The organism is Halogeometricum sp. CBA1124, assembly GCF_009741955.1.
GTDB lineage: Archaea > Halobacteriota > Halobacteria > Halobacteriales > Haloferacaceae > Halogeometricum > Halogeometricum rufum.
In genome coordinates, this window is sequence record NZ_WPCD01000085.1 from 1 (window position 1) to 14057 (window position 14057).

The 14057-nt window shown below is 69.0% G+C and carries 5 protein-coding genes and 4 pseudogenes; 7 read left to right on the forward strand and 2 right to left on the reverse strand.

Annotated features, from left to right (window positions below; all coding sequences use genetic code 11):
• From GJ632_RS22105 to GJ632_RS25370, 4 genes and pseudogenes are all read left to right on the forward strand, one after another.
• A pseudogene (locus GJ632_RS22105) lies at positions 1–406 on the forward strand (SAM-dependent methyltransferase); the annotation flags it as partial.
• 66 nt (positions 407–472) lie between these two features.
• A complete protein-coding gene (locus GJ632_RS11550; protein WP_343161142.1) occupies positions 473–1477 on the forward strand; it encodes a DMT family transporter in 1005 nt (334 codons plus the stop codon).
• Positions 1478–1585: 108 nt separating this feature from the next.
• Positions 1586–3211, forward strand: coding sequence for a response regulator (locus GJ632_RS11555; RefSeq protein ID WP_191452987.1), 1626 nt, complete (start codon positions 1586–1588; stop codon positions 3209–3211).
• A 5-nt stretch (positions 3212–3216) separates the two neighbouring features.
• Positions 3217–3537 carry a sensor histidine kinase gene (locus GJ632_RS25370; protein ID WP_343161143.1) on the forward strand — a complete coding sequence of 107 codons (321 nt, stop codon included), beginning with the start codon at positions 3217–3219 and terminating at the stop codon, positions 3535–3537.
• Between the two features lie 88 nt (positions 3538–3625).
• Here GJ632_RS25370 and GJ632_RS11565 read toward each other — a convergent pair.
• Both GJ632_RS11565 and GJ632_RS11570 read right to left on the reverse strand, forming a co-directional pair.
• Positions 3626–4119, reverse strand: a pseudogene (locus tag GJ632_RS11565) (SRPBCC family protein).
• Between the two features lie 71 nt (positions 4120–4190).
• Positions 4191–8720, reverse strand: coding sequence for a glycoside hydrolase family 15 protein (locus tag GJ632_RS11570; RefSeq protein WP_191452988.1), 4530 nt, complete (start codon positions 8718–8720; stop codon positions 4191–4193).
• Positions 8721–8929: 209 nt separating this feature from the next.
• On the opposite strand from GJ632_RS11570, the pseudogene malA reads away from it, so the two are divergent.
• The 3 genes and pseudogenes from malA (at position 8930) to GJ632_RS11585 (ending at position 13878) form a co-directional block, all read left to right on the forward strand.
• Positions 8930–10914: pseudogene (gene malA, locus GJ632_RS25920) on the forward strand (alpha-amylase MalA).
• Between the two features lie 38 nt (positions 10915–10952).
• Positions 10953–13368: pseudogene (gene gghA, locus GJ632_RS11580) on the forward strand (glucosylglycerol hydrolase).
• 261 nt (positions 13369–13629) lie between these two features.
• Positions 13630–13878 carry a hypothetical protein gene (locus GJ632_RS11585; RefSeq protein WP_343161144.1) on the forward strand — a complete coding sequence of 83 codons (249 nt, stop codon included), beginning with the start codon at positions 13630–13632 and terminating at the stop codon, positions 13876–13878.
• The last annotated feature ends 179 nt before the right edge of the window (positions 13879–14057 follow it).

The following is a 14057-nucleotide window of genomic DNA, read 5'->3' on the forward strand; positions in this document are numbered from 1 at the left end:
CGAGGTGGCCCGCGTCCTCGAACCCGGCGGCACCTTCGCCTTCGAGGACAACGTCGCCCCCGAGGATCCGAAACTGGCCGCGTGGCTGAACGGCGTCGAACGCCTCCGCGACCCGACGCACGTCGAACTCCTGTCGGTGTCGGCGTGGACCGACCTGTTCGCCGACGCCGGACTGGCGGTGACGGAGACGGAGCGCGCGAAGATTACGCTCGACTTCGACGCGTGGGTCGAACGGACGGGCGTCTCGGCGGCGGACGAGGCCGAACTGCACCGCCGGTTCCGCGACGCGCCGAGCGATGCGCACGACCGCTTCGCGGTCGAGTTCGCGGTCGACGCCGGCGACGACGCGGCCCGCGTCGTCTCGTGGGCGAACCCGAAGGCGGTGCTGCGCGCGCAGACGGTGTAGCGGTCGCGTCCCGCGACCGACGGCCGCCTCCGAAATCGGTAAGGCCGCGCACGCGGAGGAAGCGATGTGTCCCGCGACCCGCCCGTCTCACCGCTCGTCGGTCTCCTCGTCGCCGTCGTCGCGGTCAGCACCAGCGCGATACTCGTCCGGTACAGCGAGGCACCGAGCCTCGTGAAGGCGCTCTACCGGGTCGTGTTCACCGTGAGCCTCCTCGCGCCCGTCGCGTTCGCGCGGTCACGCGAGGAACTCCGCGACTTGCCGCGCCGGGACGTGCTGTGGGCCGCCGCCGCCGGCGTCGCCCTCGCCGTCCACTTCGCCTCGTGGTTCGAGAGCTTGGCGTGGACTAGCGTCGCCGCCAGCGTCACCCTCGTGCAGGCCCAACCGCTGTTCGTCGCCCTCGGCGCGTGGGCGCTCCTCGACGAACGCATCACCCGCGGCGTCGTCGCCGGCATCGCCGTCGCCCTCGCGGGGATGGCGACGATGACGCTCGGCGACCTGTTCGTCCCGGACGTCGCGGCCGCACTCGCCGCGCATCCGGGCCTCGGCGGACTCGACGCGGGCACCGCCGCCGCCCCGACGCTCGCCGGCGAGGCTCCGCTCTACGGCGACGCCCTCGCCCTCGTCGGCGCGGTGACCGCCGCCGCCTACGTGCTCGCCGGCCGGTCGCTCCGCCAGCGAGTCTCGCTCGTCCCCTACGTGACCGTCGTCTACGGCGTCTGCGCGGTCGTCCTGCTCGGGTTGACGCTCGCCGCGGGCCACCCGCTGTTCGACTACGCCGCCCGCGAGTGGGCGCTGTTCCTCGCGATGGCCGTCGGCCCCGGCGTGTTCGGCCACACGGTACTCAACTGGGCGCTCGGCTACCTCGAATCGAGCGTCGTCTCCGTCTCCCTGCTCGGCGAACCCGTCGGAAGTACGATACTGGCGTTCGTTCTCTTGGGTGAGATTCCCACGCCCGTGACGGTCCTCGGCGGCGCCGTCGTCCTCGCCGGCATCTACCTGACGACGACCGGTAGTTCGGGCGCCGAACCCGGCCAGAGCGGCAGTGAACGCCAGAAGCAGCCGAACGGCTGACGCCCGTCTGACGCGTCGGTATCGCCCCGGCGCATCTCCCCGATTCGAATATCAATTGTGATACCACGGTCACAACGCTGATAACCCGTCGCCTCGCGTAAACGAAATATGACGACGCTCCGGGAGGACATCGCCGTGCTCTACGTCGACGACGAACCGGAGCTTGCCACGCTGGTCGCGACGTACCTCGAACGGGAAGCCGGCGAGACGGCGCTCACCGTCGACACCGTGACCGACCCGCACGACGCCCTGGAACGGCTGACCGACGCCGACACCGACTTCGACTGCGTCGTGAGCGACTACGAGATGCCGGGCATGAACGGGCTGGAACTGCTCCGCGCCGTCCGCTCCCGACGACCGAACCTCCCGTTCGTCCTCTACACCGGCAAGGGCTCCGAAGCGGTCGCTCGCGACGCCTTTCGCGTCGGCGCGACCGACTACATGCAGAAGACGAGCGGAACCGACCAGTACGCCGTGCTGGCCAAGCGCGTCGTGAACGCCGTCTCGCGGAACCGCGCCGAGGAGGCGACCGAACGCTACGACAGCGTGTTCGAGGCCCTCGAAACCGCCGTCTACGTCATCGACGGCGACGGGAGATTCGTCTCGGTGGACGACGTGTTCGTCGACCTGATGGGCTACGACCGCGAGCGGATTCTCGGCAGTCACGTCTCGGACGTCTCGCCGGACGACGAACGACGGATTCGCGAGGAACTCGACCGCCTGTTCGCCGCCGACGGCCCGGAGACGACGCGCTTCGAGACGGACGTGTGTACCGCCGACGACGAACGCGTCCACTGCGTCGCCACCATCTCGCTGAAGGCGTTCGACGGCGAGGAACGCCGCGCCGTCGGGACACTCCACGACGTGACCGAACAGCGCTCCCGGCAGGACCGACAGCAGTACCGCGCTCGGTTGAAGGACGTCGTCCTCGACACCTCGACGACGCTCATGAGCGCCGAGGTGGACGAGGTGGGCACCAAGATTCACTGGACGCTCCAGAGTCTCGGAGAGTTCGCCGACGCGGACGGCGCGGCCGTCTACTCGTACGACCCCGACGTGGACGCGCTTCAGAAGACGCACGAGTGGACCGCGGCGTCCGGCCCGTCGCTCCCGACGGCCGTCCCGGGCGACGACTGTGAGTGGTTACTCGACCGTCTCCGGTGCTTCGAGAACGTCCGCTCGACGGAGCTTCGGTCGCTCCCGACGTCCATCACCTCCTCGGCCCTCCCCGACGACGGGAGCCTGCTCGCGCTCCCGATGGTGTCGAACTGGTCGCTCGTCGGCGCCGTCGCGTTCGTCTCCACCACGCCGCGTTCGTGGTCCGACAAGGAGGTGTCGCTGTTCGGGACGGCCGCCGACATGCTGTCGTACACGCTCGAACGGAAGCAGCGCGAGCGGCGACTCCGCCAGCAGAACGAGCGGTTGGAGGAGTTCGCCAGCGTCGTGAGTCACGACCTCAGAAACCCGATGAACGTCGTCGACGGCTTCGTCGACCTCGCGCGCGAGACCGGCGACGTGTCGCACCTCGACCGCGCGGTGGACGCCCTCGACCGGATGGACACGCTCGTCAGCGACGTGCTCGAACTCGCCCGACAGGGCCGGACCGTCGGCGAGACGTCGCCCGTGGACCTCACGGGCGCGTCGAACGCGCGTGGGCGGCCGTCGAGACGGACGGCGCGACGCTCGAACTGGCGGACGAACTCGGCACCGTCTCCGCGGACGCCAGTCGACTGACGCAGGTGGTCGAGAACCTCGTCCGCAACGCCATCGAACACGGCGACGACGAGGTCACCATCGCCGTCGGACCCCTCCGCGACAGAGCGGGGTTCTACGTCGAAGACGACGGCCCGGGCATCCCCGCCGAGGACCGTGCCGCCGTCTTCGAGCAGGGCCACACCACCGCCGAGGACGGGTCGGGGTTCGGGCTCTCCATCGTCGAGAGCATCGTCGAGGCCCACGGCTGGGACATCGAGGTCGCCGAGAGCGCCGCGGGCGGCGCGCGGTTCGAGATTCTGACCTCGCCGCACGCGCAACCGTTCGGACCGGCCGACCCGGCCTGAGCGCCCCTCGCGAAACCGCCCGCACCGACGACTCAGAGAACCGCCCGCACCGACGACTCACACAGATGCAAGGAGGAAGCCCACGACTTCAGTCCTGGGTAACTGACTCCAGCAACTGCTTCGTCGTCGCGTGTCGCTGTCGAAACATCGGCTCGAACCCGACCACGCCGAACGGCGACAGCGCGCGGCCGACGGCCCCGCCCGGGAGTTCGTACTCCAGGTGGTCTTCGACCAGCGTCTCGTCGCCGTCGGCGTAGAATCGGTGCGTGTGGACCCACCGCTGGAACGGTCCGCCGACCATCTCGTCGCGGAACATCGCCCTGTGTTCGTCGGCGTCGCGAGCGACGATGTGCGACGTCCACCGTTGCGGCGGGCCGACGCCGAACGGCCGCATCGACATCCGTATCTTCGCTCCGACTTCCAGCACCTCGGGGTCGAGTTCGCCGTCCGGGCCGCGGACGGAGACGACGTCGAGACCCATCCAGTCGGGCGCAACGCCTCCAGTCCCGACACGTTCGAGTGGAACTCCCAGACCGCAGAGAGCGGTGCGGCGACCCGCGTTCGGCGCGTGTACGTGGCCATGCAGTCACTTGGGACGACCCGAGTAAAAGTTCGCGGGGGAGGGCGTCCGCGACGGCGGTCCGGTGGCGGGGTTACAGCGTGAACCGGGTGACTCTCGTCCCCGCGGCGGTCAGGTCCGCGTCCGTCGCAGCGGCGACGGTGACCTGATTCTCGCCGTGTTCTATCTGGAGGGAGGCCTCGAACGACCCGTCCTCGGGTTCGACCAGCGCCGTCTCGCTCGGCGTCTTCACCGCGACGACGGCGGCGTTCGTCCGCCCGGAGACGACGAGGTTGTCGCCCATGAAGCGGGTGCTCACCTGCAGTTTCGGCGATTCGGGACGGTCGGTCTCGATGTAGCGGCGACGGACGAACTCGGGCGTCTCGACGGGTTCGCCCGCCTCGACGCCGTGCGCGAGACGGACGAACTGCGCCATCGACCACGCGAGTGGCGTCGCGGCGCCGGTCCCCTCGCCGAACTCCCAGTTGTAGTCCGTGCTGTACTCGCGGTCCCACACCTGTTCGGCCAGCATCCGCCCGGAGTTGGCGAACCCGGCCATCGTCTGCAGGAGGTTCTCCGGTTGCAGGGCGTCCTCCTCGGTGTCGTTCAGCAGTTCGAACTCGCCGCGTTCACCGGTGAAGATGGGCCACAGCCGACCCTTCCCCTTCGACTCGATGGACCACGGCGCGCCCTCCTCGTCGCGTTCGCGTTCGCCGTAGCCGTCGCCGTTGTAGCGGTAGAACGCCGGGCCGTACGGCGTGTCGACGCGGATGGTGTTGTCCATCTCCGTGACGGAGTTCTGCATCACCTCGTCGCTCGGGGGCTTGATTCCGAGTCTGACGAGTTCGAGGAACCCGCCGTCGATGATTTCGCGTTCGTCGAGCGTCGGTCCGTTGTTCGCCAGCGTGCGCAGGTGCCCCGCGTCCGGGTCGCCGTCGCGGGTGACGCGCACGTAGTAGGGCGTCTCGTCGTGCCGTTCGGTGCCCGTCCGGGTCGCCGTCCACGACTCGACGCTGTCGGTCCAATCGTCGGCGAGTGCCAACCAGATGAGGGCGTCCGCGTCGTGCCCCTCGTCGATGGCGATGGCGGCGGCGGAGGCCAACCCCGCGATTTCGGCGGCGATGGACGAGGGCGAGTAGCCCGCCTCCTCCTCCCAGCGCTCCTGGGCCGTCGGCGGCCCGTTCCGCGCCACGTAGTCCGCCGAGCGCTTGACGTTCACGTAGTCGTAGCCCACGTCGTCGAAGTCGACGCCGCGCTGTGAGAGCGTGTACGCCATCACGGCGGGGAACGAGATGTTGTCCATCTGCTCGCCGCCCCAGCGGGTGCGACCGTTGAGGTAGGTGTTCTGCGGGATGAAGCCGCGCTTGTCCTGCTGGTACTCGTAGATGTACTCCAGCGCGTCGATGGCCGTCTCCACGTCGCCGACGGCGTCGAACACGGTGAACACCTGATACAGGTCGCGCGACCAGACGAAGTTGTAGCCGTACCCCTTCGGCTCCTCTGAGGTGACCGCCTCGCCCCACGGCACCGACGGCGAGGCGATGCCCGCGCCGAGGAACGTCTTGTCCTCGACGGCGCGCAGCGACATCAGACAGGCGCGGTACTGGTTCGCCAGCGCCTCGTCGTCCTGTACCGACGTCGGTAGTTCCTTGTCCGCGAGGAAGTTCGCCCACGAGTCGGCGTAGCCCGTGCGCACCGTCTCGTACCCGCGAGTCAGCGCGCCGGCGGCCTCGCCGAGGGCGGCCGCGGTGTCGGCGTGTTCGGCGAACCCGAGCGCCAGCGTCTCCTTCAGTCGCGCGCCGCTGCCGATGCGTCCGACGAGGACGACGTTCTCGTTGTCGACTCGCTCCTGCGCGTTCGGCAGTTCGCCCTCGGAGAACAGCCCCGCGAGGTGGTCGGAGCCGGCGACGCCCACCGTCGCCCAGTCGAACCGCCCGGCGGCGGTCATGGCGACGGCGACGCTGTACTCCTCGCCGTTCTCGTCGATGAGGAGGGGTCGCACCTCGCCCTCCTGGTCGTACGCGCCGGCGTCGCGGGCGACGAGGTGGTAGCTCCCCATCTGCCCGAGGCGCAGGCCGCGGTCCTTGTCGCCCGTGTTCACGAGGGCGGTGTCGGCCATGGCGAACACGTCGTACTCGTGACCGTCCTCCGCCTCGAACGACACGTCGGCGAGCAACGCGTCGTGTTCGGGGTCCGTCGCGTACTCGACGGTGAGCGTCCACTCGTGGCCGCGTCCGTCGCCGGACTCGGTGATGACGTGTCGGAACAGGAGGGAGTCGTCCTCGACCATCTCCGCGCGGCGTTCGATGGTGTCGGCGGCGTCGTCGCGGCGCGTCTCGTTGTGCGTCCGCGCCGTGTACGTCGACTCGGGGTCGGCGTCCACCACCAGCATGTCGAGCGTCCGGAGGTTCATCAGGTCCACTCGGGGGAACCGTACCTCGGTCAGAGAGCCCTCGGTGAGCGTGAACCAGACCCGCGAGGCGTCCTCCTCGGTGTGGTCGGCGACGGTGCCGACGCCGTACTTCTCGCCGGTGGTCCACCGGGGCCGACTCTCCGGACCGGAGGGCGCGGGCTTCGGCGCGGGGAGGGCGTCGTACTCGGCGAGGAGGGCGGTGGCGTGCAGGCGCATCGCGTGCGACCAGCCGAGGGGGGCCGCGCTGTCAGCGCCGCCGTCGTCGAACACCTGCTCGGTCAGGTAGCCGCCCGCGGTGGTGAACGGCCCGTCGGGTCGGAGCAGTTCGTACAGTTTGGTCGCCTCTTCGAGGAACAGGTCGGCCTCCTTCGGCCGGCCGTAGTCGTCGAGGAGGACGGCCAGCGTCGCGGCGGCGTTCGCGCCCCACGCCGTCGAGAGCGACCATATCTTCGGCTCGTCCTGTTCGGCCACGCGCCACCAGTCGTCCTCGAAGCGCACGAGGCCCGCCACCGCGTCCGTCTCGCGGTAGAGGTCCGTCAGCGCCGTCTCCATGTGCGACTCTAACTGGTCGAGAACCGTCTCAGAGAGGCTCTCCAGCCGGTCGTACGCGGCGAAGGCCTCCACGAGCGAGAACGTCGCGGAGTCGAGCCGGGAGTCCAGCGAGTCCCCCTGCAACCGGAGGCCGTACACCTCGTACTCGTCGTCCCACAGTCGGTCGATGCCCTCGAACACCACCGACGCCTGTTCGGCGGCGTGGTCGGCGAGCGAGTCGGTCACGGGCGCTTGCGAGACGGTGGCGTACGCCTGCAGGAACGTCGCGGCGGTGTGGGTGAACCGTCCGACCATGTTCTCCCACGCGTTCTGACACGTCTCGGGGAGGCCGTCGTCCTCGAGGCTCCCGTCGAGACACTCGACGCCGCGTTCGATGCTGTCCCGAATCTCGCCGACGAGTTCGGGGTCCATCTCGTCCCGGCGTTCGAGTACGTTCGCGAGGAAGGTGACGGCGCTGGCCGTCTGGTCGGCCTGATACTCGGGCTTCTTCGAGTTCTCGACGCGGGAGTGCGCCCACCCGGGCGCGAGCGACCCGTCGACGGCCCACGCGCGGTGCGGCCACGACCCGTCGGCCAACTGCGCGTCACAGAAGAACTCCGCGCTCGTCGCCAGCCGGTCCGTGAGTTCGAGGTCCAAGCGGTCGTCGGCGGCGAGGAGGTACCGCGACACCTCCGCCTCGTCGCGGAACCACGTGTAGCCGTAGCCGCCGGAGTGGGCGTAGAACGGGTCGAACTCGGGTCCGGCGATGTGCGCGCCGGTCGGCGCGGTCAGGAGCGACAGCGCGCGCAGGTCCGACCGGACGAGGTCCTCGCGGGGGACGTGGTCGGGGACGTACACCTCGGCGCGTTCGCGCGCCGCCGCCCGGATACTGTCGGCGGAGGCGTGTTCGAGCGCGCAGTGCGTGAGGTCCGACAGCGCCTCCTCGCGGGAGAGCACTTCGTGGTCGGACAACTGGGTGACGAGCGTCGTCCGCGCGGCGCGGCCGTCGGGTTCCAACGGTGCGGAGACGACGATGTCGCCGCTCAGGTGCGTGTCCTCGTAGCGGTCCAGCACCGCCTCGCGGGGGAACTCGAACACCTCGTCGGAGAGTATCTCGTCGAACCGTTCGGGAATCTGCCCGCGCACGTCGTCCAGTCCCGTCGAGGCGGTGACGTAGTCGTGTTCGTCCCGGTGGAACACCTCGACGGCCTGCGTCCCGTTCGGCCCGCCTCCCTCGTGGATGAGGCGGCCGACGCGCGTCTCGCGGCCCTCGGGAGCGAACGTCAGGAACGCCGTCAGGTGCGCGTCCGTCGGAATCGCCCCGCGGAGTTCGACGTGCGTGACGTGCGCCCGGCCGAGCGTGAGGTCGTACTGGTGGACGGTGTACTCCCCGGCGTCGTACTCCGTCTCGACGAGGCTCGTCTCGCGGTAGTAGTGCTGTCGAACCGTGTCGAGCGTGTCGAACCACCGCATCTCGCCGTTCGCTTCGATGGCGAACCGTGACCGGTCGACGCCGTACAGTCCGGAGAGTGCAGACGAGTAGTCGCGGAGGGACCCGGTCGGTCCGACGTAGACCAACCGGTCGCCGTGGCCAGAGAACGCGCCGTCCCGAGTCGGAAACTCCTCGGGGAAGCGCCCGTTGTCGCGCTTGTATTCGTTCAGCGCGGTCCGTAGTCTCATATATCAACGGGGTGCGCCCGCGGAGCATAAGTATTGACTGGGTTTGTCTAGATAAATATACATTTGTGCTGTAGTAAATATCCGGACGACCGTGATATACGACCGAAGATGATGGAGAAAACGGGGCGACGACCGTTCGAGCGAGGGCAAAGGCAAAGTTCCGAGGGGTGCTTTCTCCCACCATGCATCATCCCGGCCCACCGAGATTCATGGCTGTCGGCGAGACAGTACAACTCGCACCCAGAGACCCCGACCCCGACGCGTCGTACAGTTGGCATCTGAAGAGCGCCCCCGTGGGGAGCCAACTCGAACTGCCCGGAGACGACAGCGTCGTCTCCTTCTCGCCCGACGCGTCCGGAACGTACGTCCTCGAACTCGACTCGCCCGAGGACACCCACCGGCTCACGGTCCGCGTCTTCTCCGGCGAACTCGCCCCCGTCGGCCCGGCACGGGCGCCAGCGGGATGAGCGGGATGAGCGGGTTCCAGAGCGGATCCGCCCGCCCCGTCCAGCAGAGCGGTGGCGTCTCCGGTTCGGGTTCCGGCGCCGGGTCGGGCGGGAGCAAGGAGGGCGGTCGGCCGCGCGTGCAGCTTCAGGGCACCGTCGAGGACGACACCCTCGTCGTCCGCGCGGACCCGCAACCGCACCCCGACAGCGACACCGACCGCGACGACATCGTCGTCGAGTTCCTCGTCGACGACCGGGACGACGTGTCCCAGTCGGCCGTCGAAGCCGACGGCTGGGAACTCCGCATCCCGCTCTCGGCCGTCGGTGACCGCGTGCGCGTCCACGGCGTCGCCATCGCCGACGCCTACAGCGTCCCCGACACGGTGGAGTTCACGCGCGAACCGACGACCGACGGTGGCATCGATGAGTGAGGGTCGCGAAGTAGAGACGGCCTCCGACGACGCCGAGCGAACCGGCTTCGGTGTCTCTCGTCCGAACGACCCGCCGGAGTGGTCGAAGGACGTGACGCTGTACGAGATTTACGTCCGCGGGTTCACCGACGACGAGGAGCACGAGTCCGTGTTCGAGGCGTTCGAGGAACGCCTCGACTACCTCGCGGACCTCGGCGTGGACTGCCTGTGGCTGACGCCCGTCCTGGAGAACGACCACGCGCCGCACGGCTACAACATCACCGACTTCTACAGCATCGCCGAGGACTTGGGCTCGCGCGAGGACTACGAGTCGTTCGTCGACGCCGCCCACGACCACGGCATGAAGGTGCTGTTCGACCTCGTGTTGAACCACTCGGCGCGGGCGCACCCGTTCTTCCAGGCGCCTACGAGAACCCCGACTCGGAGTACTACGACTGGTACGAGTGGCAGGAGAACGGCGAACCGGGCACGTACTTCGACTGGGAGTACATCGCGAACTTCAACTACGAGAACCTGAAGGTCCGCCGCCACCTGCTGGACGCCGTCGACATGTGGGCGGACCTCGTGGACGGCTTCCGCTGCGACATGGCGTGGGCGGTCCCGAACACGTTCTGGCAGGAACTCCACGACCGGGTGAAGGAGAAAGACCCCGAGTTCCTCCTCCTCGACGAGACCATCCCGTACATCGCGGACTTCCACAACGGGATGTTCGACATGCACTTCGACACGACGCTCTACTTCACGATGCGGCAGGTGGGCGACGGCAACCAGTCCGCGGAGGCCATCCTCGACGCCGTAGACCAACGCGCCGAGGTGGGCTTCCCGCCGCACGCGTCGTTCATGCTCTACATCGAGAACCACGACGAGACGCGCTACATCGTCGAGTGCGGCGACGACGCCGCGATGGCCGCCGCCGGCGCGTTGTTCACGCTGCCGGGCGTCCCGATGCTGTACGGCGGGCAGGAACTCGGCCAACGGGGCCGCCGCGACGCCATCGCGTGGGACCACGCCCGCGAGGAGATTCGCGACCACTACCAGCAACTCATCGACGTGCGCAACGAGACGCCGGCGCTCGGGTTCGACGGCACCTACCACCGCGTCGACTACGAGTCCGACACCGACCGCGCCGTCGCCTTCCTGCGCGAACTCGACGGCGACGCCTACGTCTGCATCCTCAACTTCGGCGAGGAGCCCGCGACGGTGACGCTCTCGGACTACAGCGTCGATTCGACCGACCTCGTCACCGGGGAGGAGACGGCCACCGCCGAGGGTCTCGAAGTCGACCACGTCGCTGTCCTGTCCGCGAACGCGAACTGACTCCCACCGCTCTTCGAACTGACCCACACCGCTCTTAGATGACATCCGACGCCGACCCCCGACTCCTCGACGAACCGACCGACGAACTCCTCGACTGGCACCGCGGCGTCGTCGCCGACCACGACGACCCCTTCGAGGCGGCGAAACGACTCACCGACCGTCTGGGCGCCCACCTCGACGACGAGGGGCGCGCCGAAGTCGGCTTCTGGCGCCCGAACTCGCCGAGGCCGGCGTCCCGGCCGACGAGGTCTACCTCGAAGTGCTCACGCCGCCGGCGGACGTCGACCCCGCGACGACGGACGCCCGCGAGGTGACGTTCCGCCGCGAACGCGTCCCACTGCGCCGCGAGGGCGAGTACCACTGGGGCGTCGTCGCGGGCGTGCGAGCCGGTACCCGCGACCGACTCGGGTCGCTGTACCACCTGACGTACCGCCGCGAGGGCGAGTGGCACGTCGTCACCGACCCCGTGGCCCACTCCGTCCCGTTCGGCGCGTTCGGCCCCGCGGAACTGTACGACCTCGAACGGTTGGACGAGACGCGCGCCGACAGGGAGTACTTCGAGTCGCTCGGCACCGACGACGAACGCGTCCCGACGACCGAACACGACGGTCTGCCGCGCGTCGACCCCGCGGTGAGCATGCTTGAGATTCACCCCGGCACCGCGACCGAGTCGGGGTCGCTCGCCGGACTCGCGGAGGTGTACGAGGCGATCGCCCGCAAACAGCGCGCGGGCGAACCGCTCGACCCGTGGGAGCGCAACTTCGCCGGCTACGACGCCATCCAGGTGATGCCGGTCGAACCGCTCACGGAGAACGAGGAGACGCAGGCGTACTGGACGGTGGTCGAAGAGTCCGACGACGAACTCACCGCCGCCGTCGCCCGCCCGGACATGCTGAACTGGGGCTACGACATCGTCGTCAGCGCGTTCTCCGCGCCGAACCCGGCCATCCTCAAGTCGGGCCGACCGGACGAACTCGTGGACTTCATCGCGGCGTGCCACGACCTGCCGCGACCCATCCGCGTCGTCTTCGACGTGGCCCTCGGCCACGCGGACGACCGGGGGGCGGAACTGCTCTCGGACCGCTACGTCCTCGGCCCGGGGATGTACGGCAAGCACCTCGACTACACCGAACCGACCGCTCGCGCCGTCTTCTTGGAGATGCAGAAGCGGAAGATGGACTTCGGCGCGGACGGCATCCGGGTGGACGGCGCGCAGGACTTCACCTCCTACGACGAGGAGACGGGCGAGATGTACCACGACGACGACTTCCTCGCGGAGATGGACGCCGTCACGCAGGAAGTCGCCGGCACCGAGTACCGCCCGTGGATGATATACGAGGACGGCCGGCCGTGGCCGCGCGAGGACTGGGAACTCGCCTCCTCCTACCGCGCCCTCATCGAGCAACACCCCCACTCGTTCCAGTGGTCGCCAATCACGTTCGCGCACAACACGCCCGCCCTCCTCACCTTCTGGGCGACGAAGTGGTGGCGCGTCCGCGAAGTCGGCGAGTTCGGCGGCAACTGGCTGACCGGCGTCGCCAACCACGACACCGTCCGCCGCGGGACGCAGATAGACCCGACGGTGGAGTTCAACCAGTCGCCGGTGAACCCCTACCTCGGCGACGACTACCCGGAGACGCTGGACGCGGCGTACGACAACCCGGCGACGGCGATGCTGTTCCACTGCTTCCTGCCGGGCGTGCCGATGGACTTCGTCCACGCCAACATGCGCGCGCCGTGGGGGTTCGTCCGCGACACCGACCCCGAGTGGAACGTGAAAGTCGTCGCCGACGAGTCGAACTTCCTGTTCTGGCAGGTGCGCGACGAGCAGTTCGCCGACCCCGCGCACTTCCGCCGCGTGAAGGACCTCGGCTTCGACTCCGTCGAGGAACTGCACTCGTTCATGAACGCCCTCGCGGGCACCGTGGACGCGACGGACTACGAACTCGACGTGATGGCCGCCATGCTGTCGGCGATGGACCAACCCCTCGGCGACGACCTGTCCGCCGCGGACCTCGAAGCCTACGCCGACGCGTGGATGCGCGACGTGTACGACTTCGCCAACCTCACGCACTGGCACGAGGACCAGTCCGACGCGCGGACGGCGGCCCGACTGGCGACGCGGGAGTTCCGCCACGACCGACCGTGGCTTCGCGACGACCTGATGGACGAGGACTACTTCACCTACCGACACCCGACGGACGGCACCGTCCTCTACTACGGGTTCAGGGAATCGCCAGCGCACGACGAGCAACTCCTGTTCGCCGCGAACATGGAGGGCGTCCCCGTCGAGGTGTCGCCGGCGTCGCTCGCGGCCGACGCCGCGGACGACGAGAACGCACCCGACATCCCGACGGAGGGCTGGGAACCGGCCCTGACGGCGCCGAACGTCGCCGAGGACACCGCCGTCGAACTCGACAACGCCGACGCATCGTGTGGCGGCGAGAGCCGTGAGACGGCGGCGATAGCGCCCGGTGCGTCCGTTTCGGCGCGCAGCGGACGCGTCGGTTTCGACGTACCGTCGACGAGTCTGTTTCGACCTGCGGCCGGACGCTCGCTCTCGACGACTCCGACCGCCCCGCGCGGACGGTTCTGGACGGGGCCGGAGCTTTCGGGTCGTTCTCCGCAATCACGCCGTACTCGCCTGCCGAGACGACGCGCCGGCGGAGACGCGACCCGCAAACCCTGAATACCCGCGGTCCAAACGACGGACTAGTGACAGAGACGTACGTCTGCCCGCACTGCGGTGCGACCCAGGAGCGACCGTATCGGGTCAAACTCATCATCGTGACGTGTCCGGAGTGCGACGAGAACGGGCGGCACGTCCACGCGTCGTACGTGGACCTGTTGGACGACGTTCCCGAAGCCGACAGACCGGACGAGTGGGAGCGGATGCCCCTCGACGAGCGATTGCTCGACGCGGTGAAGCGCGGTCTGCTCGACGTCGACGTCGGCCTCTACTGACTACGCGCTCCGGTTCCCCGCCGTCGCGGTCGCCTCCACGGAGACGCCGGACACGTACGACCCGTCGGACCCGACCCACGTCCCCTCGTTCCCGCACTCCGTCGTCAGCCGACAGATGCGCGTCTCCGGCGGCCAGACGACCCGAATCCGGTCGTCCCCCGCGTCGACCGTCGCCTCCT

Bases quoted from the DNA above. Each gene is read 5' to 3' on its own strand.
- GJ632_RS11555 (WP_191452987.1), top strand. From the start codon at position 1,586: ATGACGACGCTCCGGGAGGACATCGCCGTGCTCTACGTCGACGACGAA.
- GJ632_RS11570 (WP_191452988.1), bottom strand. From the start codon at position 8,720: ATGAGACTACGGACCGCGCTGAACGAATACAAGCGCGACAACGGGCGC.